General features: G+C 47.7%; 23 protein-coding genes and 1 riboswitch. All 23 genes read right to left on the bottom strand.

Annotation, left to right across the window (positions count from 1 at the left end):
• Positions 1-154: 154 nt before the first annotated feature.
• Positions 155-2443, bottom strand: coding sequence for a PAS domain S-box protein (locus VN447_RS13345; RefSeq protein ID WP_325525837.1), 2289 nt, complete (start codon positions 2441-2443; stop codon positions 155-157).
• 191 nt (positions 2444-2634) lie between these two features.
• The gene (gene rpsR / locus VN447_RS13340) at positions 2635-2865 is read right to left on the bottom strand and encodes a 30S ribosomal protein S18 (RefSeq protein WP_325525862.1); all 231 of its coding nucleotides are present in this window, start codon (positions 2863-2865) and stop codon (positions 2635-2637) included.
• 21 nt (positions 2866-2886) lie between these two features.
• Positions 2887-3285 (bottom strand): single-stranded DNA-binding protein, encoded by a 399-nt coding sequence (locus tag VN447_RS13335; protein WP_325525836.1) that lies wholly within the window; start codon positions 3283-3285, stop codon positions 2887-2889.
• A 27-nt stretch (positions 3286-3312) separates the two neighbouring features.
• Entirely contained in the window at positions 3313-3597 is a 285-nt protein-coding gene (rpsF, locus tag VN447_RS13330; RefSeq protein WP_325525835.1) for a 30S ribosomal protein S6, read from the bottom strand.
• Between the two features lie 151 nt (positions 3598-3748).
• Positions 3749-4957 (bottom strand): MFS transporter, encoded by a 1209-nt coding sequence (locus VN447_RS13325; protein WP_325525834.1) that lies wholly within the window; start codon positions 4955-4957, stop codon positions 3749-3751.
• Between the two features lie 42 nt (positions 4958-4999).
• Positions 5000-6109: a redox-regulated ATPase YchF gene (gene ychF, locus VN447_RS13320; RefSeq protein ID WP_325525833.1), complete on the bottom strand. Its 1110-nt coding sequence runs from the start codon at positions 6107-6109 to the stop codon at positions 5000-5002.
• A gap of 123 nt (positions 6110-6232) precedes the next feature.
• Entirely contained in the window at positions 6233-6442 is a 210-nt protein-coding gene (locus VN447_RS13315) for a DUF951 domain-containing protein (protein ID WP_325525832.1), read from the bottom strand.
• A 1-nt stretch (position 6443) separates the two neighbouring features.
• Positions 6444-7295 (bottom strand): mechanosensitive ion channel family protein, encoded by an 852-nt coding sequence (locus tag VN447_RS13310; RefSeq protein ID WP_325525831.1) that lies wholly within the window; start codon positions 7293-7295, stop codon positions 6444-6446.
• Position 7296: 1 nt separating this feature from the next.
• Positions 7297-7554, bottom strand: a complete 258-nt coding sequence (locus tag VN447_RS13305; protein WP_325525861.1) for a DUF3343 domain-containing protein — start codon at positions 7552-7554, stop codon at positions 7297-7299.
• A gap of 39 nt (positions 7555-7593) precedes the next feature.
• Entirely contained in the window at positions 7594-8199 is a 606-nt protein-coding gene (gene yedF, locus VN447_RS13300) for a sulfurtransferase-like selenium metabolism protein YedF (protein ID WP_325525830.1), read from the bottom strand.
• A complete protein-coding gene (gene selD, locus VN447_RS13295; protein ID WP_414714910.1) occupies positions 8189-9217 on the bottom strand; it encodes a selenide, water dikinase SelD in 1029 nt (342 codons plus the stop codon). Before selD ends, yedF begins: the two co-directional genes overlap by 11 nt.
• An 80-nt stretch (positions 9218-9297) precedes the next feature.
• Positions 9298-10224: a cation diffusion facilitator family transporter gene (locus VN447_RS13290; RefSeq protein WP_325525829.1), complete on the bottom strand. Its 927-nt coding sequence runs from the start codon at positions 10222-10224 to the stop codon at positions 9298-9300.
• 52 nt (positions 10225-10276) lie between these two features.
• Positions 10277-10356, bottom strand: a riboswitch (NiCo riboswitch).
• Between the two features lie 53 nt (positions 10357-10409).
• Entirely contained in the window at positions 10410-11054 is a 645-nt protein-coding gene (locus tag VN447_RS13285) for a CBS domain-containing protein (RefSeq protein WP_325525828.1), read from the bottom strand.
• Between the two features lie 63 nt (positions 11055-11117).
• Positions 11118-11822: an ABC transporter ATP-binding protein gene (locus VN447_RS13280; RefSeq protein ID WP_325525859.1), complete on the bottom strand. Its 705-nt coding sequence runs from the start codon at positions 11820-11822 to the stop codon at positions 11118-11120.
• 9 nt (positions 11823-11831) lie between these two features.
• Positions 11832-12596, bottom strand: a complete 765-nt coding sequence (locus VN447_RS13275) for an ABC transporter ATP-binding protein (RefSeq protein WP_325525827.1) — start codon at positions 12594-12596, stop codon at positions 11832-11834.
• Positions 12574-13542 (bottom strand): branched-chain amino acid ABC transporter permease, encoded by a 969-nt coding sequence (locus VN447_RS13270; protein WP_325525826.1) that lies wholly within the window; start codon positions 13540-13542, stop codon positions 12574-12576. The genes VN447_RS13275 and VN447_RS13270 overlap by 23 nt, the downstream gene beginning before the upstream one ends.
• Positions 13543-13552: 10 nt before the next feature.
• Positions 13553-14449, bottom strand: a complete 897-nt coding sequence (locus VN447_RS13265) for a branched-chain amino acid ABC transporter permease (protein ID WP_325525825.1) — start codon at positions 14447-14449, stop codon at positions 13553-13555.
• A 111-nt stretch (positions 14450-14560) separates the two neighbouring features.
• Complete coding sequence (locus VN447_RS13260) at positions 14561-15748, bottom strand: ABC transporter substrate-binding protein (RefSeq protein ID WP_325525824.1); 1188 nt, start codon at positions 15746-15748, stop codon at positions 14561-14563.
• A gap of 351 nt (positions 15749-16099) precedes the next feature.
• The gene (locus VN447_RS13255; protein ID WP_414714912.1) at positions 16100-17230 is read right to left on the bottom strand and encodes an ABC transporter substrate-binding protein; all 1131 of its coding nucleotides are present in this window, start codon (positions 17228-17230) and stop codon (positions 16100-16102) included.
• A gap of 395 nt (positions 17231-17625) precedes the next feature.
• Complete coding sequence (locus VN447_RS13250) at positions 17626-19935, bottom strand: FAD-dependent oxidoreductase (RefSeq protein ID WP_325525822.1); 2310 nt, start codon at positions 19933-19935, stop codon at positions 17626-17628.
• 12 nt (positions 19936-19947) lie between these two features.
• Entirely contained in the window at positions 19948-21585 is a 1638-nt protein-coding gene (locus tag VN447_RS13245; RefSeq protein ID WP_325525821.1) for a glutamate synthase-related protein, read from the bottom strand.
• The gene (locus tag VN447_RS13240; RefSeq protein WP_325525820.1) at positions 21573-22679 is read right to left on the bottom strand and encodes a glutamate synthase; all 1107 of its coding nucleotides are present in this window, start codon (positions 22677-22679) and stop codon (positions 21573-21575) included. Before VN447_RS13240 ends, VN447_RS13245 begins: the two co-directional genes overlap by 13 nt.
• Before the next feature lie 329 nt (positions 22680-23008).
• Positions 23009-24889: a selenocysteine-specific translation elongation factor gene (selB, locus tag VN447_RS13235; RefSeq protein ID WP_325525819.1), complete on the bottom strand. Its 1881-nt coding sequence runs from the start codon at positions 24887-24889 to the stop codon at positions 23009-23011.
• Positions 24890-24904 lie beyond the last annotated feature (15 nt).

Genomic DNA, 24904 nt, shown 5'->3' with positions numbered 1-24904 from the left:
CCTTAGTCCATCTTATTATATTCGAAGGAGGCGGCGTTATTTCCTTCTTTACAACTAGGGAAAATCAGTTAAAGCCCCGGCGTAAGCACCGGGGCGTAATATAAATAGATGAATTATACTATAATTGCCAAATACATAATTAATGCTTATAAAATTAAACCAGTTCTTTATTAAACCTTACATATACCGTAGTGCCTTTCGCACTTGTTGTTACGTCAATTTTGGCATTGTGCCTGCCGGCAATTGCATAACATACGGCCAAGCCCAGGCCGGTCCCATTGACCTTACTGGTTAGAAACGGTGTACCTAATCGGGTTATAATATGGGTGGGAATCCCCTCCCCCTCATCTTGTACAACCAATACTACTTGCTCTTTTTCCTCATATGTCTTAATCGTGATACTGCCTGTTCTCGGCATAGCCTCCAGGCCATTTCGCACTAAATTAAGCAGCAGCTGACGAATTTCCTTTTCATCTAAGCGCAGATTGTGAACAGCGCCCAGTTCTAACACTACATATTTACTTGAAGCCAAGGCATCGGTTGTTAGCAGTGGTTCAATCGCCCGGATAATGTTGTTTATATTTGTCTCTATGCAATCTGACTTCCTGGTCCTAGCCACCGACAAAAACTCGGAAATGATCGAGTTGGCGCGATCTAGCTCGCTAATCATGAGTTCAAAATATTCTTGATATTGTAGGCAGCCGTCTTTCTTCATCAGCATTTGTAAAAATCCCCGAACAGTAGTCATCGGATTTCGGACTTCGTGGCTGATACCTGCTGCCATCTGCCCGACCAAATTTAACCGGTCAAGGTGTTGCATCTCTTTTTCCATAAGTTTTATTTCAGTAACATCGTTAATAAGCGTAAGAATATGGGCTTTTCCATCCAATACTATGCCTTCGGCTGAAAACAAGCCAGTCCTCGCTTGCCCATCTTTTGTACAGAATTGCATCTCTCTATTTTTTAAACGGCCTTCCTGGCGGAAGCCTTTTCGGACCTCATAGACAAACTCTGGTGAACAAAGGTTAATTTCCGACATGGTCCGCCCGATGACTGCTGCTTTACTCCACCCGGTTCCCTTCTCAAAACCGGCATTGATATCGACAATTTTTCCTTCCCTATCATGAATCGCCATCAAGCTGGGACTGGCATTAAATGCAGTATAAAAACGTTCATTGGCACGCAGGAATTCACTGGTGCGCGCCTGCACAAGCTGCTCTAGTTTTCTGCGGTATTCTTCCAACTCGCTTTGCAACTGGACATGTTTAGAGACATCAATGCCTGTCAACAATAAGCCAATGGGCACACCATCTACCTCGATTCTCTTTAACACCCAGTCGCTATAATAATTAGAAGTCAGCGACAAATACGCATTAACCGCATAGGTCTCGCCTGTTTTAAGTATTTGCTTGTAGATGCCAGTTATTTGCTCAGCGGGGGCGTACCCCAGTTTCTCTGTGGCCACTTCCCTGACTGTACGGCCAATAAGCTCATCCGGGGTTGTTTTCAGCCTGTCGGCAATCCACTGGTTCACCTGAGTATATCTCATGCTGGTGTCAAACAGAGCTATCCCCATAGGAGCTTGGTCAAGAATCGCCCGGAAAGTAGCCAAGTGTCTTCTATCTTGAATCTCGAGAACAACATTAGTTAAGAGTGGTTCAACAAACTCAATCGCCCGTTTGGCAAACTCAATTTGGGCTTCACTAAAGCCTACGGTTAAGTTATTAAAAAATAAGCAGCCTAGCGAGCACTCTCCTTGCACAAATAACGGCATAACCAGAGTAGAGCCTGTAGCACGGCCATGTGTAACAAAACTATCAGCCGACTCAAATATATCTCCACGCTTAAACACTACCGGCGTCCGCCTAAAAATTGATTCCATTAGATGTGGCATAATACTCTTAGGTAGGTTTCCTCCAATGATGCCCGGTGGCTTGTTGCAAACATACTTTATTTGCCAACTGTTTTGCTCATATTTGCAACCCACTGCTGAATGACAGTCAAGCCCTTCCATTAAGGCAGCAATAATTACCTGGATAAAATGATCCATATCGGTTATCAGGTCTGAGGATTTCCTGATACTATTTAAGGTTTCATGTAGCTTGCGCAAATATTTCTCGGTAGTAATATCATGACAAAATACTAATAGTCCCTCTGGGCAGGGTACAGCCCTAACTTTTACCCATGAATTGTCGGACCTGACAAAAGCCTCAAACTCAACCGGCCGTCCTGTTGCCACAGCCTCCTGATATTTGGGCAGAAAAGGGGATTCCTTACCTTCTCCCAACACAACGAAGATATCCTGTCCAATAAGCTCATCCCAGGTTTTTCTCAACAGTTTTTGCGCTTTTTCATTGATGTACGTAAACCGCCAATTAGTATCTAGGGCAAAATATCCATCGCTTATGTTTTCAAGAAATTTAGCCGGATTGACATACTGCACAGACTTTCCTCCCCTGGTACTGAGCCTGCCAGACATTCTTGCTGAGCTATGCCTAGCCTAGCATCAACTTTTGCCATGGATATATATTCCATATTACTTAACATATTCCTTTTTTTTTGCTCAATAAAAAAAGAGCAAGAAGCCTTATCGAAAGGCGTTCTTGCTCTTTTATGACACTATTATCGTTCTGTTTATTCTGCAGTAAACGGCAGAAGAGCGATATTACGAGCCCTTTTAACAGCTAATGTCATTTGACGCTGATGTTTGGCGCAGTTACCAGAAATGCGGCGTGGCAGAATTTTGCCCCGCTCGGTGGTGTACCGGCGCAGTTTCGGAAGATCTTTATAGTCGATAGAGCTTACTTTATCAACACAAAAGCTGCAAACTTTTTTCTTCGGTTTACGGCCTCTTTCACGTTTCATAGCCATTTGTTTACCCCCCTTTTAAAATGGGATTTCCTCGTCAGGGAAGACATCTTTGCCGAAAGAATTTACATCTATATTCCCAGCGTCACCACTTGACGCCTGTTTACGTTCCAGGAATTCGATGGACTGCGCCACCACTTCGGCGATGCGACGTTTCTGCCCATCATTGGCTTCGTACGAGCGAATCTGCAGACGGCCCTCGACTAATACCCTCTGACCTTTAGTGAGGTTGTTGCCACACGTCTCGGCCAGTTTCTCCCAAGCTACAACCGGGATAAAATCGGCATTATTTTGCCCCTGAGCGCCACCGCCAAATCGATTGACGGCCAGCGAAAAGGAAGCAACAGCTTTGCCGCTCTGGGTATATCTCACTTCTGGATCTTGCGCCAAGCGGCCGACAAGGATGACTTTATTCATATATCCTCACACCTCCTGGCTACAAAATTAGTCTTCCAATCTAATAACCATGTGCTTAAGAATTTCATCGGTAATCTTCAGCACGCGCTCCAGTTCGAATACAGTAGCTGGCTCAGCAGTGAAGTTAATCAGGGTATAATACCCTTCCATGAAATCTTTTACTTCATAAGCCAGACGCTTTTTGCCCCAACGGTCAACCTTGTCGATTGTGCCGCCAGTGTTCTTAATAATATTCTCGAACTTGGCAAGGGTTGCATTAGTAACCTCTTCGTCACTAGGCTTAACGATAATCACGACTTCGTATTTTCTCACGAAATCACCTCCTCCTTTGGACTATTGGCTCCCATTATGGGAGCAGGGAAGGTTTTGAATAACAAAACCAATGTCACACTATGTATCGTTGCGACTAAATTATTATATCACTAGTTGTCTCGCAAATGCAAGAAAAATACCGGTTAAATTGTTAAATGTTCAAGATTTGATTACTAACAGGCTTCTTTTCTGGCTGTGGGATGGCAAATGCCAAAATAAGGGCCAAACCAAGGGAAAAGAGCGACCACATCAACGCGCCTTCAATTCCAATACGATCTCCCATTGCCCCCGTTATCGCCGCACCGACACCACCCAATCCAAAAGACAGTCCTAGCATCATACCTGATGCCATAGCGGCATTACCGGGAATAAGCTCCTGAGCCCAAACAACCGAGGTTGGCGCGGTGCTTTGGAGCAACGCACCGCTAAGGGCAAGCAGGCTGTAGCTTAGAAGCGACGGGCTCAAATCAGATAAGAACAAGTAGGTAACAGGTATACACAGTATCAAGGACCCAATAAAACCGGCCTTACGGCCGATTTTGTCGCCTAGCCAGCCGCCAAACAGCGCACCGCATGCGCCACTTAACAAAAATACGGTAAGCATACTGGCGGCTACAGCAGGAGGCTGTCCGGCTCCAGCCAGAGCTACAGGCAAAAAGGTAGGCAAAGCAACTTGCATCCAAGACCGCAGAGCATTCGCAACGTTCAGGAGAATAAGGCCACGTGACTTATACCACGGCTCTGCCTGCTCATTAACAGCCTCTTGCTCGCGCGCCGCTGCCGGACTTATATCAACTTTGTGCAGACCCGCCAAGTAAGAAGCCCCTGTCACAAGGAGACCAGGGAAGATTAGCCAGATCAGGCTGGCTGTACCGGCAGCGTTCAATAAATACATGATAACAGCCGGTGCCACGGCATAACCGACATTGCCGCCAAATACAAAAATGGACATGGCCGTCCCCTTCGTCTCTGCCGTTACCACTCTGCCCATTAGGCTGGCAGCCAGCGGATGGAAGACAGAGGCCCCCAGCCCTGCCAAACCTACCAGGAGAAACAAGGTAAACTTGCTGTCAGCTAAACCTGCCAAACAGATAAAAACTGCACTTACAGGAATAGTAACAAGAATAAGCCAGGCATAGCCGCGCTTATCAATGATATAGCCGCTGATAGGCTGCAATACACTTGAAATTATCGAATAGGCCATGACCAGCATTCCGCTCATGGTCAGTGATAGCCCCAGCTTAACCATAACAATCGGTAGTAGGGCCGGTAAAAAATTAGCATAAAAATCACTAAAAAAATGCCCGGCCCCCAATAAAGATACGTTAAAGAAAATTGAGTTGTTCATTCTTTTACTCACGCCGATACCTCCAAAAAAGGAAAAGAGCGGTAGGCAACCGCTCTATACGTTAAATCTAAAGTAGGTTACATCGCCGTCCTGCATGACATACTCTTTGCCCTCAAGACGCACCCATCCTTTTTCCTTAGCGGCGCCGTGTGAACCGGCTGTCATCAAATCAGTATATGATACAATCTCGGCCCTGATGAAGCCGCGCTCAATGTCGCTGTGAATTTTCCCGGCAGCTTGCGGCGCTTTAGTACCTCGCACAATAGTCCAGGCCCGTACTTCCTGCTCGCCTGCTGTAAAGAACGTCATAAGCCCTAACAGTTTGAAACTAGCCCGAATCAGCTTATCAAGACCAGATTCCTCCAATCCCAGATCAGCTAAAAATTCGCTGGCTTCCTCGACAGGCAGCTCGGCGATTTCCGACTCGACTTTAGCTGAAACAACAATCACTTCAGCCCCTTCGCGAGCGGCATATTCTTGCACTTTAGCCACATGCGGGTTGGCGCTGGCGTCAGCCGCTTCCTGCTCACTCACGTTTGCAACAAACAGAGTAGGCTTTAAGGTCAGCAAAAACAGATCGCTGAGCAGTTCTGCCATATCCCCATCGTTTACAACACTGCGCGCAGGCTGGCCATCTGCTAAAGCATGGTGCACGGTTTTCAAAGCTTCAAGCTCGGCCTGGGCTTTTTTATCGCCGCCTTTAAGCATTTTTTGGACACGGTCAATGCGTTTCTCGACAGTTTCCAAGTCAGCCAGACACAGCTCGGTATTGATAATCTCAATATCTCTTAGCGGGTCCAGACTGCCTGCCACATGGGTAATGTTATCGTCAGAAAAACATCTGACTACCTGGGCTACGGCATCGACCTGACGGATATGTGATAAAAATTTATTGCCAAGCCCCTCACCCTGGGCTGCGCCCTGTACCAGACCGGCAATGTCCACAAACCGCATGGCTGCAGGCAATGTCCGCTGCCTAGGTTTATACATCTCGGTCAGCTTTATCAGTCGATCATCGGGAACGTCAACCACGCCGACATTAGGTTCAATAGTGCAGAAGGGATAGTTTGCCGCCTCGGCCCCGGCTTTGGTAATAGCATTAAACAGGGTACTTTTGCCAACATTAGGCAAGCCGACAATACCCACTTCAAGATTAGTGCTCATGAATGTTACTCCACCTTTAAGGCTGGTTAAAACTTCAGCCAGAATGTTTAAATAAGAACAGTTAACTTATATATTGTAAGATATTGCCGGATGAAATACAAGTATAGCCACACGTATCTTACGTTATTTGCCTGCTGGTTGACCTGCCGGAACAACGGCCTTGACACCCTTTTCAAACTTAGGCCGCGGAATCATGACCTGCCGGCCGCATTGCAGGCATTTAAGGCCAAAATCGATCCCGGTACGGGTAATCTCCCAGCGATCACCGCCGCAGGGATGCGGTTTTTTCATTTTGACAATCTCGCCGATTTTATAGTTGTACCTCTCGTTCATGTCATCCTCCTGTCTTGGCCGCTGTTATTGGGGGCAGAGAACTTAGGTTCAATGGCTGCGGCGGGGGAATCTTAGCTTCGGTAAACCGCTCTTTGATCAAGCGGCGCAACGTCGTTTCCACTTTTACCTGCTCTAACGGCACCGTTTGGGCAGTTATACGGATAACCACCTCTCCCGGTCTGAGATCAACCACACCTACGACATTCGGCCCCACTATCACTTCCGGCATACTTTTGCCGACTGTAATGCAGGCCTCCTCCAGAATGTTAAAGATCTCGCCAATATCAGCCTCATAGGGTACAGGCACATTGACGACAGCCTGCATATGCCCTCTAGTGTGATTGCTCACCTTGATAATGGAGCCGTTAGGTACTATGTGGAGTATGCCATTCCCATCCCGCAGTTTGGTAACACGAAAGCCTAGCTCCTCGACGGTACCGGCCATATCGCCAATAACTACATAGTCCCCTACACCATACTGGTCTTCCAGAATGATAAAAAAACCTGTAATAAAATCTTTTATCAGGCTCTGGGCGCCAACGCCTACGGCCAAACCGATAATGCCGGCGCCTGCCACAATCGAGGTTGTATCAATTTTGAACTCCTGGAGTATCATTACCGCGACAACAAAATAAATGGTGTACCTGATAATACTATGCAGAAGACTGCTTAGCGTCCTGGCCCGCTTTTCTTCCAGGTATATTGTCTTAGCCCCTGGCTTAGGGATAAAAAATTGTTCGACAACCATATTGGTAAACCTGAGCAAAAGGAGGCCACCTATACCAATGGTCACCAGTCGGATGATTTTCACAGCCATCCCCAGCCAAAATTCAGGTGTCAGCAGTTGTTCCACACTAACCTCCATACTCAGTTATTTTTTCAAAAATATACACGCTGTCGCCCGCCGAAGTCCGGCTAAACAGTTTAGACCAGCGAACCTTGGTGGCGGCAAACAGGCTAAGCAGCGTGTCTTGCTGCTTAGCCGCAAATAGCAGGCACTGGCCGCAGCTAATATCGATCTCACGGGGTGTCGGCAAAGCATAGCTCGGGATACCGTTTTGTGCTAATATCTTTTCGGCCTTGATTGCCTGATGTATTGACGCAAAAGAAATCAGCCGGTCATAACTCTGATATGTAATAAAATCACCTGCTTACAAAGTCACCGTTTTAGAGTTTGAGATTGTCTCAACAATGGTATACATATTAGTTACTTCGCCTACTGCCAGATTGGCTTTGACCTGATAATAGTCAAGGCAGGTGCCGCACGATAGGACGGTGACACCCCGCTCAGCCAGCGTTTGCAGTTGCTCCAGCACCGGTGAACCTTGCACAGTCAGCCTAACGCCGCTGTTGATAAAGAGCAGCGCCTCGGGCTGAGGCTTGGTCTCAAGCACGGTAGTCATAAAAGCCTTCATCAATACGGCTCCCAACTCCGGCGCTCCATGGCCTAAGGTATCCTGAGTAATCAGGTACACCTGACGGCATGGACCCGGACCAACGCCTGCTGCCGGTTCCGCAGTGGGCGCTAGCTGCTGGCTTGTACCTTTAATGATCGTAATGTAGTAGTGCCCGCTCTTTTCCTCTACGGCCGCGCCCAGACCATTGGCAGCAGAAAACTTAACGACATTGGTCTTAGCCACATCATTGTCAACAATGATGGTAATCCGGCCTGCATCGGCTGCTTCAATTGCCTTTTTAGTCTGAATCACCGGCTGAGGACAAACCAGGCCTCTGCAATCAACAATTTTATCTGACATAAATCTCTCCCCTTTCGTCTGCCGTAACTTGTCCAATCAGGCTGGCTTCCACCAGGCCTGCGGCCTGTAGGGCAGCAGTTAACGCTTCCGCTTGATTTCCCGGTACGGCAAACAATAAACCCCCCGAGGTTTGCGGGTCAAAACAGATGTCTCTGATATTCTCCGGAACATTCTCAGCAAAGGTCACTGTCTTTAGATAGTTCCGGTTAGCGTAAGCGCCGCCCGGGACCAGCCCCATATTAGCCGCTTCGGCTGCTTCAGGCAAAAGCGGTAATGCAGCGCTATCAATGGTTATTGTCACGTTACTGCCTGTTGCCACTTCGTAAACATGTCCCAATAGTCCAAAGCCAGTAATATCTGTGCAGGCATGAACACTAAAGCCTGCCGCAATTTTCGCTGCCACAGCATTAAGTGCCGCCATACTGGCCGTTGCGGCTGCTACACCGCGCGGGAATAATGAGGCTCGTGCTGCTGACGCCAAAATACCGGTGCCTAGCGCTTTTGTTAATACCAGACTGTCCCCTGGCTGCGCCCCGGCATTTGTCCAAATCTTGTCCGGGTGAGTAAGGCCGGTGACAGACAATCCATATTTAGGTTCATTGTCATCAATGGTATGCCCGCCGATAATAACGGCCCCAGCCTCAGCTACCTTGTCCTGGCCACCTTGTAAAATAGCCAATAGTACTTCTCCCGGAAGCTTGCAATTGGGGAAAGCCACTAGATTGAGCGCTGTTAAGGGCGTTGCCCCCATCGCATAGATATCACTCAAACTATTCGCAGCGGCAATTTGCCCAAACATATACGGATCATCCACAATGGGTGTAAAAAAATCCACAGTCTGCACCAGGGCTGTTGTTGCATTTAGTTTATATACCCCAGCATCATCTGACGTAGTAATTCCAACAAGCACATTGGGATTATGCATTACCGGCAACTGATTCAAAATTCCGGCCAGGTCCCCTGGCCCCACTTTGGCAGCTCAGCCGCCGCGCTGAGTGTACTCTGTAAGTTTTACCACAGGTAATGCACCTCCTTTTGTTAATATCTTACTATATTATATCCTAGATATATTATAACCTGCCTAGACAAAATCCTTCTTCACTCATGCTTACAGTTTTCTCCGCATTCTGGCGGGCAGAAGCCAAAGCCGTCGTTGTAGTCACATGGTTCCAAATGGATAATAACATCACAGGGAGCAAACTGCGTTTTTATTGTTACTTCAATCTCATCACAAACGTCATGCGCTTTGTCGAGATGCATATCCTTTTTTAGCACGATATGCATGTCAATCAGCCGGAAGCTGCCTGACCGCCTGGTTCTAAGCTTGTGAAAAGCAATGACTTCCGGATGCTGGTGAACAATCGCTCTAATTTCTTCTTCTTCTGTTTCAGGCAAAGTGACGTCAGTCAGTTCATAGATACTTTTCATGGTCATAGTAAAGCCAGCCTTAAAAACGATAACGGCCACAGCAATGGCAATCATCGGGTCAAGCCAGTATAGACCTGTCAGCTTGATAATCGCCAACCCGACAAAGACGCCTGCACTTGACCAGATATCAGCCCTCAGGTGGAGCGCATCCGCCTCTAAGGCATGGGAACCGGTAAGGCGTGCCACATAATAGAGTTTATTCGACACCCAATAGTTAACAGCCACCGACAGGGCCATTACGATTAGGCCATACTCCAAATACTCCGGAGCATGCGGATGATTTATCTTGTCTACTGACTCGTAAACGATCCATAGCGCTGCCAATACAATAAGTACAGCTTCTAATGCCGCTGACAGGTTTTCGATTTTGCCGTGACCGTACGCATGCTGACTATCAGGCGGCTTGCTAGATTTTTTAACAGCGAAATAGGCCACTAATGCTGCAATTAAATCAACGGCAGAATGAGCAGCTTCAGAAACAATACTGACCGCCCCTGTAAATAAGCCGACAACTAGTTTAAGAACCACTAAAAGCGTATTCGATATAACCGATAACCGCGCCGTTTGCTGCTTTAGTTGGTTATAATTAGTTTCCAAGGCTTTCCCCCCAAAAAATAAAATAAACATAATAAAAAAACCTGCAGGCCTGATAGGTCCCGCAGGTTTAACCTGCTGCTTGCGCTGCCCGGCTGCACCGACGTGGTCGGCCGCCTGTTCCTACGCTTATTATATTAGCACAGCAAACAAAATGTGTAAAATTCAGGGGCAGGTTTAGACAAAATTTAGCCGATCTGAGCGACGTGCTGCACAGGATAGCCCAGAGCCGCTAAGCGATCGGTCAATATTTTGACATCGTTAATCTCGGCACGAATAACCACTTCATATTGACCATCCTCAGTTGGGAAGCTGACAAAACTGCCAATACTGACGCCTTGCTCCTTAAACACACCGGAAATATCATTGATAACACCTAGCCGGTCCGGAACAATCAGGCTCAGGCGAGTTTTACCCTGAGGCAGTCCCATAGCGTCAACAAAGGCCTTAAATATATCGGTCTCTGTCAGGATGCCGACAACGGCCTGATTGGCGTCAACAACGATTAAGCCCCCGATTTTATTGTTGTACATTAAGAGCGCCGCTTCTTCCACAGTAGCGTCTGCGCTTATTGTCAGTACCTTCCTGGTCATGATGTCTTTTACCTGCATTTTGGCCAAGAGGTAATTTAGTTCAAAGACGGAAAGCGACGTCGCCGGCGAAGCCGATACTTCCCTGAGATCTCGATCAGTAACAATACCAACCAGCTTGCCATTATCCACCACCGGCAAGCGGCGGAACTTGTTGCTGCGCATAATCTGCAGCGCATCCACAATGGTCATGGCTGACGTAATGGTAGTGGGGTTGGCTGTCATTCGTTTGGATACGATCATGCATAACACTCCCCTACATATAGATTTCTGATGTTGGATTTTAGATATGTATTGGGGCGGTTGTTAGCCGCCCAGATATGCTTTTCTAATCTCTTCACTCTCAGCCAGTTCCTTAGCATCACCTGATAAGATAATGCGTCCGGTCTCCAGTACATAGGCTTTATTAGCAATAGACAGCGCCATATGAGCGTTTTGCTCAACTAAAAGAATAGTGGTACCTGTCTGATTGATGTCTTTAATAATCGAAAATATTTCCTTTACCAAGAGCGGTGCCAAGCCCATAGAGGGTTCATCCAAGAGCAAAATACGCGGACGGCTCATGAGCGCCCGTCCCATAGCCAGCATCTGCTGCTCGCCACCTGACAGTGTACCCGAAAGCTGGCTGCGCCGTTCGCCCAGACGTGGGAAGCGGGTAAATACTTTATCCATATCCTCTTTTATTTCTTTAGTATCAGAGCGAAGATATGCACCTAATTCAAGGTTCTCAAGTACCGACATATGTGCAAATACGCGGCGCCCTTCAGGAACCTGCGAAATACCAAGTTTAACAATATTCTGTGCAGGCACACCGGCAATATTTTGCCCCTCAAAAGTGATTTGACCTGTTTTAGGCTTTAGGAGACCGGAGATAGTCCGAAGCGTAGTACTCTTACCAGCACCGTTAGCGCCAATGAGCGTAACTATTTCGCCCTGATTTACCTCAACACTGATCCCTTTAAGTGCATGAATGGCACCATAATATACATTGATGTTATCAACTTTTAACATAACCATGATCTAAACCTCCTCACCGAGGTAGGCCTCGATAACCCGTGGATTATTTTTAATCTCCTGTGGCGTTCCTTGAGCGATAATACTGCCATAATCGAGTACATAGATCCGCTCACATACACCCATTACCAGGCTCATATCATGTTCAATCAGCAGGATCGTCAGGTTAAATTCCTTCTTTATCCAACGAATCATTTCCATGAGCTGCTGAGTCTCCTGCGGATTCATCCCTGCTGCCGGTTCATCTAAAAGCAGTAGTTTGGGTTGAGCTGCCAGGGCCCGGGCGATTTCCAGACGGCGTTGTTCACCATAGGGCAGGTTTTTAGCAATCTCATCTTTCTTGTCTGCTAGTTGGAAGATTTCCAGAAATCGAATAGCCTTCTCTTCAATCTCAGCTTCTTCAGAATGATAGCCGCCAATACGGAAGAAAGATTCAAGCAAGCCGTACTTTACGTGAAAGTGATACGCAATCTTAACATTGTCAAGGACAGTAAGGTCGGCAAACAGCCTGATATTTTGGAAAGTACGTGCAATACCGCGCTGCGTAATTTGGTAGGGTTTAAGACCGACAACACTTTTGTCGTCAAACTCAATTTGCCCTTCCGTAGGCTCATACACACCGGTTAAAAGGTTAAATGCTGTTGTCTTACCGGCACCGTTAGGACCGATTAGACCAACTAGCTCGCCAGGAGCAATTTCAATGTCGAAATTTGAGACCGCCCTAAGGCCGCCAAAGACTTTCGATAGTTTAGTTGCTTTGAGTAGAGCCATGTTTCTTACCTCCTGTCAAGCGGCCTAACATCTTCAGGCTTAACTCTTTATTGCCAAACAAGCCCTGAGGCCGGTACAGCATCAAAACGATAAGCATTAGCGAGTATATAATCATCCGCCACTCGGGATAGCTAGCCAGTGCCGCTGACACAAAGGTCAGTAAAACAGCTGCCGTGATGCTGCCAGAGATACTGCCGAGGCCCCCTAATACCACCATTGTCAAGATATCAAATGATTTCATGAAAGTAAAGGACGCTGGATGGGCAATATAAAAGTAGTGTGAAAACAGAGAACCGGCCACACCGGCGAAAGCCGCCCCGATAGTGAAGGCCAATACCTTGTATTTTGTTGTATCAACCCCCATGGCTTCGGCAGCTATTTCATTTTCACGAATGGAAATACACGCCCGGCCATGCGTTGAGTCAATAAAGTTTTTAATGACAAACACAGTAAACACCGTAATCGCAAACACCCAAGTAAAGTCTGTAAAGCGGGGAATACCCATAAACCCGGACGCGCCGCCGACATATTGAATGTTTAGAATACAAATCCTGATGATTTCGCCAAGCCCCAAAGTCGCAATGGCCAGATAATCGCCATTTAACCGCAAAGTCGGAAGTCCTATCGCAAAACCCAAAGCACCAGCGGCAAGCGCGCCGCCAAGAATAGCAGCAATAAATGGTAACTGCAGCTTTACTGTAAGCACGGCGCTTACATACGCGCCGACAGCCATAAAACCGGCATGGCCAATAGAGAACTGGCCGGTAAAACCGTTAATAAGATTAAGGCTGACTGCCAGAATAATATTGATACCAATTAAGATAATGTTAAGTTGCCAGAAGGGGCCGATCACATCGGCTAATATCAGGCCTTGAATAGTGGCGTAAGCTACTATACAGGCCACTAACCCCATAATATCTGTTTTAGTTTTTCCTCGTAAACTCATGGCCTGTCACCTACACTTTCTCCCGGATATTTTTACCCAAGAGACCAGTCGGTCTCCACAGCAAGATAATAATCAGTATCCCAAACGCTACTGCATCCCGGAAGGTTGAAGACCAGAAACCGCTGACTAACGCTTCAATGACTCCCAAAATTGTGCCGCCAAGCATGGCGCCGGGAATGCTGCCGATACCGCCTAGTACTGCAGCAACGAAGGCTTTGAGTCCTGGCATAATCCCCATCAGTGGGTCAATCGAGTTGTAGTATACGCCAACAAGCACGCCGGCTGCGGCAGCCAGTGCTGATCCAATACCAAAGGTAAAAGAGATTACCCGGTCAACGTCAATACCCATAAGCCGGGCAGCATCTGTGTCAAAAGACACGGCACGCATTGCTTTACCGATTTTGGTTTGGTGTACGACATAGGTCAGAATGACCATTAATAGCAGGGATACCACTAAAATAACAACTTGCTGACTGTTAATCACCAGACCCCAGACATTATATACCTCGGCGTTAAAAACCGCCGGGAAGGTACGCGGCTGAGGTGACACCAGCAGCATTCCGCCGTATTCTAAGAACAACGATACACCAATAGCCGTAATTAAGATGGCAATTTTTGGTGCGTTTCTCAGAGGACGGTAAGCCGCTTTTTCAATAGCCATACCGATCGCAGCAGCAGCAGCCATGGAAAAAATCAGCGCCGGAACAAATGAAAACTTAAATACAGATGTGGCAAAAAAACCTGCATAGGCGCCCACCATGTAAATGTCTCCATGGGCGAAATTGATCAGCCTGATTATACCGTAAACCATGGTATAACCCAGCGCAATGAGCGCATAAATGCTGCCCAGGGAAATACCATTAATTAATTGCTGTCCTAATTGTACGATTAAGCTTGAGGAATCCAATGCGCTCTCCCCTCTCCATTTCAAAAAATATTATTATATGTTGAAGGGCCGGTTGGTCCGGATGGCCGGGATATGATTACCCCGGCCACAGGGGACGCAACTCACCCTTAATTAGGGATTTACCTTCTCTTTAAAGGTTTGCTTGCCGTCTTTCATTTCAATGATTACGGCACTCTTAACCGGATCATGGGTAGCATTAAAGGTAATTAAACCAGATACTGCCTGATAATCCTTGGTTTTAGCCAATTCGTCTTTAATCTTTACAGGATCTGCACTGTTTGCGCGCTTCATGGCTTCGATCACCATCATGGTGGCGTCATAGGATAATGCGGCAAAAGCGTCAGGAGTCTGATTGTATTCTTTCTTATAGGCTTCAACAAAAGTTTTCACTGCCGGGCTGTTATCGTCAGGCGAGTAGTGATTGCTAAAAAAGCTGTTGTTTAAAGCCTGTGCGCCGCCGATTTCAGGCAATTTAGCCGAATCCCAGCCGTCGCCGCCCAGGAAAGGAACTGTAAGACCAAGCTCACGGGCTTGTTTAATAATCATACCAACTTCCTGATAGTAACCAGGTACAAACACTACATCAGGATTTTGAGCTTTTATTTTGGTCAGTGTGGATTTGAAATCAGTGTCTTTTGCTAAATATGCTTCGTTGGACACAATTTTGCCGCCATTTTTCTCAAAGGTTTCTTTGAAAAACTGGCCTAAGCCTTTAGCATAGTCACTGGAGTTATCAATATATATAGCAGCCGTTTGGGCTTTAAGTGACTTTTGGGCAAACGAGGCCATTACCGAGCCCTGGAACGGATCAATAAAGGCAGCCCGGAAATTAAAGTCACGCACCTTGCCACTGTTAGGATCAACAGTCACTTTAGGGTTCGAAGCAGTCGGGCTGATTGCCAGCACTTTGTTGTCGGCGTTAACCTGAGCCGATGCAATAACACTGGACGAAGCAATCGGGGCAATAACAGCCACTACTTTATCTTGAGTTACAAGTTTTTGCATAGCATTGGCCGCTTCAGCCGCTTCACTCTTATTGTCAGCTACAACCAAGGTAAGCTGTTTGCCAAGCACGCCGCCTTTGGCATTCACTTCTTTAATAGCTAATTTGGCAGCATTGGTCGCCGATTGGCCAAAAGTGGCGTTGCCGCCTGTCATTTCCAGGTTAGCGCCAAGCTTGATTACATCTGCCTGCTGGCCACTACTACCGCCGCTGCCGCCACAGCCTGCAACAAGACCTGCCACCATAAGCACACTCACCATTACACTTACCAACTTAGTAAATCTTGCTTTTGACATGGTTTTCCCTCCCCAAATATCAAAACTGGATACCGTGGTACAGAAATTGTATGTACAGTATCGCCCCCCTACGCCTTGAGGTCCAACCAGCCGAAAAGGCTCCAGACCTCAACTGTTGTTAGTACTTTCGTGTCCACTAACAACAAATACTTGTGTGTCATACAGTGTAATTATAGGGGCCTTGTCCATCGCTGTCAATACTTCCTGCACAGTACATCTTACTTTTTGTCCACGGTGGGGAGACTTTGATTGTATTGTTCTTAGTAAAAAGGGATAAGGCCTTAGCCTTACCCCTTGCACTACATTGTACACTGGTAGAGTTAATTACCACTCTATTCAATTATTTAGGGGTTAGGGATTAATCTTTTCTTTAAAGGATTGCTTACCATCTTTCATCTCGATTACTACAGCACTCTTAACCGGATTATGGTCGGCGTCAAGAGTCAGGATACCGGTACTAACTTGAAGATTTTTGGTTTGTTCCAGAGCATCGCGGATTTTAGCCGGATCAGCGCTGCCTGCGCGTTTGATCGCATCGATAATAACTAAACCGGAGTCATAACCGAGAGCTGCCAAAGCGCTAGGCTCTTGGCCATATTCTTTTTTGTAGGCTTCAACAAATTTTACAATGTTAGGATCTTTATCCTGTGAGGAGTAGTGATTGCTGAAGAAGCCATTGTTGAGCGGAGCAGCGCCGGCAATGTCTACCAGCTTGCTGTCATCCCAGCCGTCAGTACCTAACAGAGGAATATTGATCCCAAGTTCGCGGGCCTGTTTAACGATTTTGCCCACTTCTTCGTAATAAGCCGGAATAAAGATTACTTCAGGATTAGTGGCCTTAATCTTAGTCAGTGTAGCTTTAAAGTCGGTGTCTTTCTGCAGGAAGCCTTCTTTAGCTACAATCTTGCCGCCGCCTTGAGTAAAGGCAGCTTCAAAAACGTCAGCCAGACCTTTGGAGTAATCAGAGCTGTTATCAATATAAATGGCGGCAGTTTTTGCTTTTATCGACTTGCTGGCAAAGTCAGACATTACTTTGCCTTGGAAGGGATCGATAAAGCAGGCGCGGAATGCATAAGGCCGTACTTTGCCATTATCAACAGTTACTTTAGGGTTGGTCGCGGTAGCAGTGAGTACCGGAATTTTGTTGTCTTGAGCGATTTGAAGGGTAGCCAGTACGTTAGAGCTGGATACAGGGCCAAGCACAGCGACGACTTTATCTTGGGTAATCAGTTTGGTAATCGCATTAGCAGCCTCTGCTGGTTCTGATTTGTTGTCAGCTACTACAAACGTAAGCTGTTTGCCGAGTACACCGCCAGCTGCATTAGCTTCTTTAAACGCCAGCTTAATACCATTGGCTGTCTGGTTGCCAAAATTGGCAATGCCGCCAGTCATTTCAAAGTTACCACCGATTTTAATATCTTTGGCATCAGCAGGTTTGGATGCCGTTGAACCGCCACAGCCTGCCACCAAACCAGCCAGCATGGTGAGCGCTACTGCTAAACTGATAAACGTTAACCACTTTTTACTCACTGTAAATTCCCTCTTTTCTCCTCAATATTCGTCTGTGTCATGCACCAAAAGCACTGGGTCTAAAAGCTGCCTGGGTTACTGTTAAAGAAAAGTACATACTATTATCTAACGTCCCTAATCAGCCTCCTCCGGTTTACAGTCGTTTTGTAAACTCTGCAAACCACATGTTCCCCAGTCACAGATATTTGTGTGCATTTGTCTATGAATATTATTATATTGGCAAGTCATCCGACCTGTCAATACGATTTTTTTGGTACGTGTAATTTTTCTGTTTTCACACAATGGATCTAAGTCTTCAAAACGAAAACATCTCTGCCGACTGTCCTGCCAGCAGAGATGTTTTTACGCTATCGGTAAAACTTGATCGGTTCGGCGTTAGTATCCATGTTCCAGACACCGCAAGGACAAATACCAGCGCAGATGCCACAACCGATACATTTATTCGAGTCTGACGTATATTCAGCGCCGGTTGCGCCGACTGTGCGTGTAATGGCATTCTCCGGACAAGACTTGAGACACATATGACAATCACGGCAGGTACCACAGCTGATACAACGGCTGTAATCACTAGTAGCCTCAGGTACATCACAGCTATGGCATTTTTTGAAATAGGCTGTGCTCATCCGGTCTGAGGGAATTTTTGTCTTCTGGGTTACGGCATAGCTACTGCTGCTTAAATAGGCATTGGCAGCGAGTGCTGCTTCGCGACCAGCCCCGATGGCATCTACCAATCTTCCTGGACGAATGGTGTCACCGGCAGTAAAGATACCAGGTGCCACACTATAATCGGCAGCCGGCTTCAGGCAGCCACGGTCAAATTCAAGGCTATCTGGCATAAAGCCAAGATCTGGCGACTCGCCAATAGAGATGATGACCGTATCCCCTTTAATTAGCTGACCGTCTTGGGTGACAACTCCTTCAGCCGTAACCTCTTTTGTAAACACTGGCCAGAGAATTTCACCGCCCAGTGCTTTTACATGCACCATTTCCTGTTCAAACGCTGCCGGGCGTTGAACATCGATACAGGTTACCTGTTCAGCTCCCAGGCCATAGGCGCCGACAGCCACATCCATGCCGGAGTTGCCACAGCCAATAACAATGACCTTCTTGCCAATGCTAGGACGCTCGCCCCGGTTAATGGCTTTGAGGAAGTCTAACCCTTTGACAACACGTTCATAGCCGGGCCAGGTAATCACCTTTGTTATATGGGCACCTGTAGTAACTACAACAGCATCATGGCTATCTTTTATGGAGGAAAATTTTTCTTTATCAACAGTAACGCCTGTTTTAATGGCGACACCCATTTCTTCGATTCGGGCGATTTCCCGCGTTAGTGTCTCCTGAGGCAGACGGGAACGGGGAATAACCTGCTCCATTTTGCCGCCAACCTTGGCATCAGCTTCAAATACCGTTACATCATGCCCCAGCCGCGCTAACTGCCAAGCCGCGGTAAGACCGGCCGCGCCACCGCCGATAACAGCTACATGTTTGCCTGTTTTAGCTTCGGCTTTCGGCAGCTCAGCCTCTGTCGAATATCTGCCCAGTTTGCCGATTTGCGCAGAGATGTCAACGGTTTTCCGGGTACAATCATCCATACAGAGGTTCGGACATACGGCGCCGCACACTGAACCCGGGAACGGCGTATACTCAAGCACCAACCGGTAGGCTTCATCAATCTTGCCGTCCCGCAGCAGGTTAAAACGTTGCTGGGAGGGTATTGAGGCCGTACAGTTAAATTCGCACGGGGCACTATATTTGGCATTTTCCCAGACAGGTACACGACGACGGTATGCACCGGTGGCAATAGCACCGATAACCGCAAAATCATCGTCACATACATCGCCGAAGATGCTGCCCGGCACCCAGGTGCCGGTACGGTAAGAATTAAGATTCGTGTTAGCTTTTTTGGGGCGCTCATCATAAGAAAGCGGCACTACTTTCTGCCACTCGCTCCATGAAGTTAACTGACTGCGTATTTCCGGCCGCCCGATCGCAGTCAGGAAGTCATCCATTTTGCCGTCAAGATACGCAATATCGTCGGCATTTAACGCAAGTATCTTAGTGTCTTTAGCTGATATACCGTTGGCCCTGCCCCGGAAATAGACAATACCGCCAACCATACCGGTACAGGCGCGGTCACCCAAGACGGATTCGAACTGTTCGCTGTCATAGCCGCACACTACAGCAATACCGCCACCCATGAATTCGAAGGCAAAGCTGCCGACATTCTTCAGCACCCAAAACTCCGGCGCTTCATATAGTGGGTCATGCTTCATGAGCGACCCCGAGCGGGTTCCTGCCCGGCCGCCAACATAGATGCTGCCTGCAGCCGCACAATGAGCGGTGGTATCACCACCATCGCCCTTAACAATAATCCGGCCGCCGGCATTAAGCCAGCCGACATCGGCAGAAGCCGAGCCTTCAACAACAATTTCAGTTCCTGGCAGGCACATGGAACCCACGCGCTGACCAGCATTTTTTACATAGAATTTGAGAGGCTTGCCTTCAGGATGCCATAGCGGACCGCCAATATCATGCTGGCCTGAGGCTTCAATATAAAACTCCGTCTCACCTTGCGCCAACGCCGCATTTACACTCTCTAAGAGGTCTTGCGTTGACATCCGGTTGTTGCCGTCAATCGTATTTATTTTAAACATGCGCATTCCCTCCTAGCATACATATTGGATAGCCAGCTTGTCAGCAATGGCTTTATCGGTAGTTACCAGAGCGTCAGAACGTCCGACAGGCAGTGAGCTGTTACCGACAGGCGCCATGAGCTTTTTAAGTTCGCTGTCTAAAGCCAGCATGTAGTCAACAATGTTTTGCGCTGCTTTATCAATATCCAGACGCTTTACCAGACGCGGGTTTTGCGTACAGATTCCCGCGGGACAATTACCGGTATTACATGCGTTGCAGCGTCCAAGTTCGTTACCCACACAGCCACACAGCTGAATGAGTATCTTGCCTAAGAATATGCCGTTGGCACCAAGACAGATCATTTTAAATGCATCAGCCGCCGCGTTACCAGTCAAGCCGACACCGCCGCCTGCCCACAGTGGGATTTGCCCCTGGCGCCCTTGTTTAACGGCAGCTAGATAGCATTCACGGGTTTTAGATACCACCGGGTGTCCGGTATGATCAAGTGAAACTTCATTTGCTGCGCCGGTACCGCCCTGAATACCGTCGATGAAGAAGCCGCCGCAGATTTTGTAAGGATCTCTTAAGAGGTTGTTATACACAGATACCGACGTGGCTGACGCCGCACATTTAATGGCAACAGGAACGCGGAATTTAAAGGCTGCGTTCATTGACATGAACATTTTTTGTACTGATTCTTCAATAGAATACAACCCCTGATGGTTAGGCGGTGATAAGAGGTCGGCCTTAGGAACGCCCCGAATGGCCTGAACCGGCTTGGATACTTTGGCTGCAGGCAACAAGCCGCCATCACCGGGCTTGGCTCCTTGGCCGATTTTGATCAGAATACCGGCTGGATCAACCTTCATATGCGGCATGGCTTGAACAATACGGTTCCAGCCAAAATGCCCTGAGGCAATTTGCAAAATCATGTATTTTAGGTACTCGGACCGCAAAAGCTTTATCGGCATACCGCCCTCACCGGAAGACATCCGGACAGGCATCTTATGCTTTTCATTCAGATAGGCGGTAGCTAAGGCTACAGCTTCCCAAGCCCGGGTAGAAAGAGCACCGATTGACATATCACTGAATATGACCGGATAAATCCAGTTTACAGGCGGTGTGTGGCCAGTTAGCTTAAGCTCGTTTCCGTCAGAGGTAAGTGGCAGTTCATGGGGCAGCAATACGCGGCCAAACGGCGCTAAAATGTCAAAAGTATGGCGTTCTGAGTCTAACGCCGGGTCAGTCATCTGCGAAATACGGCCAACAACAATTTTATCCAGTGTTCGCTCGCTGCCGCTGAGGTTATTACGCCCACCGCGTTTTACCGGGGAGCCGCCGCTTCGATTTAGATAGTTTATCCGTGAATCGGGGTTGCGCACTGGTTTGATCGCGTTATTAGGGCAGACCTTTTCACACATGCCGCAGCCAACACAAGCATTGGCAACGACTGCCTTTTGTTTAATTACAGGTATCGCCAGGTGGCGCTGGCTGGGTTCGGGCTGATGTCCTGTTGAGACAGTCACCGACCGCCTTTCCATCGCTGCCTCAATGGCATTAAAGGTACACGCGGCCACACAGCTGCCACACATAGTACATCGCTCACTGCTGTACTGCAATTTCCACGGCAGGTCATTGACACTGACGTCTTGTACTCTTACTGCTTCCATCGTTCTACCTCCAATTCCGGGGTAATAACCACAACTTCCCGTTCATTCGGATAAATATCATGCTCCTGATTGCGGTTCGGCATAATCTGATTAAGACCGCAGACTTCCGACGATATGGCAATCGTAGTGCCATCACTGCCCACCACGACCGGCCGCAGTTTTTTGGAGTCACAGCAGGTCACCATACGCCCGTCAGGCAGCATGGCGATAATAGTATTAGGCCCATTGATTTCAAGATGCCCTAACGACTGGCGGATGGCTGTCAATTCACGGTTATCAGGACGTCTGGCTATTTCATCAAACGGCAGTGGTGTAATGACATGCTTATAATATTTTATCGGCCACTTGAGCACGTTAAGAACATAGTGCAATGTATAAAGGAAGTTTTGGGAATCTGATTCAAAACCAATATACCCGCGATGGAGTGGCTTTTGGTATTCCTTATTTTTTGTATAGAAGGTATTTTCGCCATTCGCACACAGCGTATAGCCCTGCAGAAAAAACGGATGGGCCGCATAGCGCACGATTTCATAGTTGGTATTCTGGCGGCACTGAACAACAACATTCTTGGCCATTAGTTCTCCGGTATTGTCCCACAGTTTAAAGTAGACAGCAATATCGCGGGGATCGCCAATTTCTTTCAGTGTCAAAACGTCAGGCCAGAAAGAATAAACATAGCCCTGATCTTCATTCTCCAGTAACACCCGCAAGGCCAGGCGCGTGTCTAGCAGCAATTCTTCTTTGGCTTGCTGGGTAGCGGTACGGTAGTATTCAGGATAGTCATACGCCCGGAAAATATAGTATGGCATGGCTTTAATATCTAATCCCGGTTGCCGGACGCCACGGGGAATCCATTCATATACCGGCGTAAAGTTGTTGGTTTCCATGAAGTGCTCCACCATCGCCGCACCTTTCTGCGTACAGGCCATGGACAATAGTGGTTTATCCTTATATTTGGCAAAGACCCCATCGAGATCTTGCATGACCATTGCGAACCCGGAGTTGTCGTGCCCCTCCTGCTGAGGCAGCATCAAATGGAGCGCCAGCGACGGATGAAATGCTACTTTGCTTTTTATAGCCCCTATTCTACACATTCTACTCTCCCACCCTCTTCTATCGGCTGCTGCTAACGCCCATCTGAACATTCTAGCCAGCCTTATATTTAATAAGGAAACAAAAAAAGGCCCAGCGCGAAGATACCCTTCCCTTGGGACCTTCCGCCGGGTCTTTTATACCCACGGTGTAGTGCGTGCCACGCTGCACCTGTGCCGCTTGGTCCAGACCGCTAAAATAGCGCGGAACCCTAGACACACTCCCTCAAAACATATGTACACCTCCAAAATACCGAAATGTACATTATCTGTTTTGAGTTTAATTATAGAAACGAATCGTTTTGCTGTCAATATGCAAAATTAAAGTAAGTTTATTCTGATAAATCAAGGGTTTTCCGGCTAGGACGGCGTACATCACCGTCTCTAACTGTATATTTATGCATATCAAGGTATTCCATAATAGGCAGGGCAATCTTTCGAGAAGTGTTCAATATATCCCGTAACTCTGCCACTGTGAGCGTCTCATTGTCCTTAAAATAACGATGAATAAGCTGTACAATGTACTGAATTGTTTTGCTGTATACAAACATATCACTGACCTTCACCAGCACTCCTGACCGCACAAGCGCGTCATGCGCTGCTTTGGCTTTGTCTGCTGGCAGTGCAAATTTTTGCGCTAGCAATGCCGGATCGACGTTTTCTAGCCCAATATTTTCCAGTACGATAGAGGCTTTATCAACAAGATCCTGCTTCCAGCCGCCATGCTTGTCAGCATGGTTTTTTAGCGCAAGATCGCCGTTGTTAATGACCAGCATGCCGCTGCTCAGCCATTCTGAAAGAAACGTGTCAAAACTCTTTTCATCAAGCACCAACTTTTGCCTGATTACTTCTTTAGATAAGCCGCTCCGTTCAGGCTGCGCTTTATGATACTCTTTCAAGATACCGGTGACGGCTCGGGTAAGCTGATCAAACATCACGGCTGATACATATACCCCGTCCAGGCAGTGCAATCTTTTTTCTAAAGTCAGCCTATCGACCGTTTTATCTACTGTTTTATCGGGAAGATACCCGCTATGCCTTCGGATTTCTTCCCGCGTCAGCACCAGGCGGCTCTCGGCTACGCGGTGATAGATAGCGGCTGGTTGATCTGCCTTACCCAGTGCCTCAGCAAGCGCAGCCCGGCCGCTTGTCAGCCGTCTGGTAGCCCGTCCCGGGGCTAATAAAGTAACACCACCCAGCAGGTGCTGCGGCGAATACAGCCTTATAATGCCCCGGTCACCAGTACCGGCTGCTAGCGGCTGTTCTAAGATAAGCCTCATCGTGCGATGTGAGGACTCTTTAAAGGCATACATCCTGCCCAAGAGCTCGCCTGTGCCCAGATGCAACCTGACGCGTATACCGCTCTCCACTTCCTGCTGCCAATCGGCCACCACATCCCAAATCTGGCTGACTTCACCCCGGCTAATTGCGCTAAGTGCCATACCCCGGGAGATTTGCTCCATTTCCAGCCCAGCCAAATTAATGGCCGCCCGCTGCCCGGCAATAATCTCGTTTACTTTTTCACCATGCCACTCCAGGCCACGCACACGCACAATATTTCCCGACGGATACAATCTTACATTGTCTCCAACCTTAGCCTGTCCACTTAACACCGAACCTGTCACTACAACGCCATGACCTTTAATAGTAAATATCCGGTCAATCCAAAGCCGAAAAGGCGCGTTACGATCCCGGACAGGTAGTCTGCCAGCCAGATTTGCCAGCGTTTCTCTAAGTTCCTCGATACCTGCACCAGTGAGCGCAGATACCCGGCAAAATGGAGCATCTTTTAAAAAAGTATGGTTAACAAACTCTCGTATTTCGCTCTCCACAAGCTCCAGCCATTCATCATCTGCTTTGTCTATTTTATTAACAACAACTACTCCGTGCCTGATTCCATATAGTTCAAGCATGGCCAAGTGCTCTCTGGTTTGGGGCATCACACCTTCATCGGCGGCTATAACCAGCATAACCAGATCAATCCCGCCTGTTCCGGCCAGCATATTTTTTAAAAACCGCTCATGCCCCGGCACATCGACAACCCCGGCAACAAGGTCAGTGCCAAGCGGCAGGGAGGCAAATCCCAAATCAATCGATATACCCCGTAATTTTTCCTCTTTCAGCCGATCGGTATCTGTCCCTGTCAGTGCTTTGATAATGGCTGACTTGCCATGGTCAACATGACCGGCCGTACCAATGATAACATACTTCAATATGCCCTTTCCTCC

Source organism: Sporomusa sp. (assembly GCF_035561155.1).
Lineage (GTDB): Bacteria > Bacillota > Negativicutes > Sporomusales > Sporomusaceae > Sporomusa.
The sequence above is the reverse complement of the archived record's forward strand: the minus strand, read 5'-3'. Positions and strand labels throughout refer to the sequence as shown.

Excerpts from the sequence above, each read along its gene's own strand:
- rpsR (WP_325525862.1), bottom strand. The coding sequence starts at position 2,865 with ATGAAACGTGAAAGAGGCCGTAAACCGAAGAAAAAAGTTTGCAGCTTT.
- VN447_RS13335 (WP_325525836.1), bottom strand. The coding sequence starts at position 3,285 with ATGAATAAAGTCATCCTTGTCGGCCGCTTGGCGCAAGATCCAGAAGTG.
- ychF (WP_325525833.1), bottom strand. The coding sequence starts at position 6,109 with ATGAGCACTAATCTTGAAGTGGGTATTGTCGGCTTGCCTAATGTTGGC.
- VN447_RS13315 (WP_325525832.1), bottom strand. The coding sequence starts at position 6,442 with ATGAACGAGAGGTACAACTATAAAATCGGCGAGATTGTCAAAATGAAA.
- yedF (WP_325525830.1), bottom strand. The coding sequence starts at position 8,199 with ATGTCAGATAAAATTGTTGATTGCAGAGGCCTGGTTTGTCCTCAGCCG.
- VN447_RS13285 (WP_325525828.1), bottom strand. The coding sequence starts at position 11,054 with ATGATCGTATCCAAACGAATGACAGCCAACCCCACTACCATTACGTCA.
- VN447_RS13280 (WP_325525859.1), bottom strand. The coding sequence starts at position 11,822 with ATGTTAAAAGTTGATAACATCAATGTATATTATGGTGCCATTCATGCA.
- VN447_RS13275 (WP_325525827.1), bottom strand. The coding sequence starts at position 12,596 with ATGGCTCTACTCAAAGCAACTAAACTATCGAAAGTCTTTGGCGGCCTT.
- VN447_RS13270 (WP_325525826.1), bottom strand. The coding sequence starts at position 13,542 with ATGAGTTTACGAGGAAAAACTAAAACAGATATTATGGGGTTAGTGGCC.
- VN447_RS13260 (WP_325525824.1), bottom strand. The coding sequence starts at position 15,748 with ATGTCAAAAGCAAGATTTACTAAGTTGGTAAGTGTAATGGTGAGTGTG.
- VN447_RS13255 (WP_414714912.1), bottom strand. The coding sequence starts at position 17,230 with ATGCTGGCTGGTTTGGTGGCAGGCTGTGGCGGTTCAACGGCATCCAAA.
- VN447_RS13250 (WP_325525822.1), bottom strand. The coding sequence starts at position 19,935 with ATGTTTAAAATAAATACGATTGACGGCAACAACCGGATGTCAACGCAA.
- VN447_RS13245 (WP_325525821.1), bottom strand. The coding sequence starts at position 21,585 with ATGGAAGCAGTAAGAGTACAAGACGTCAGTGTCAATGACCTGCCGTGG.
- VN447_RS13240 (WP_325525820.1), bottom strand. The coding sequence starts at position 22,679 with ATGTGTAGAATAGGGGCTATAAAAAGCAAAGTAGCATTTCATCCGTCG.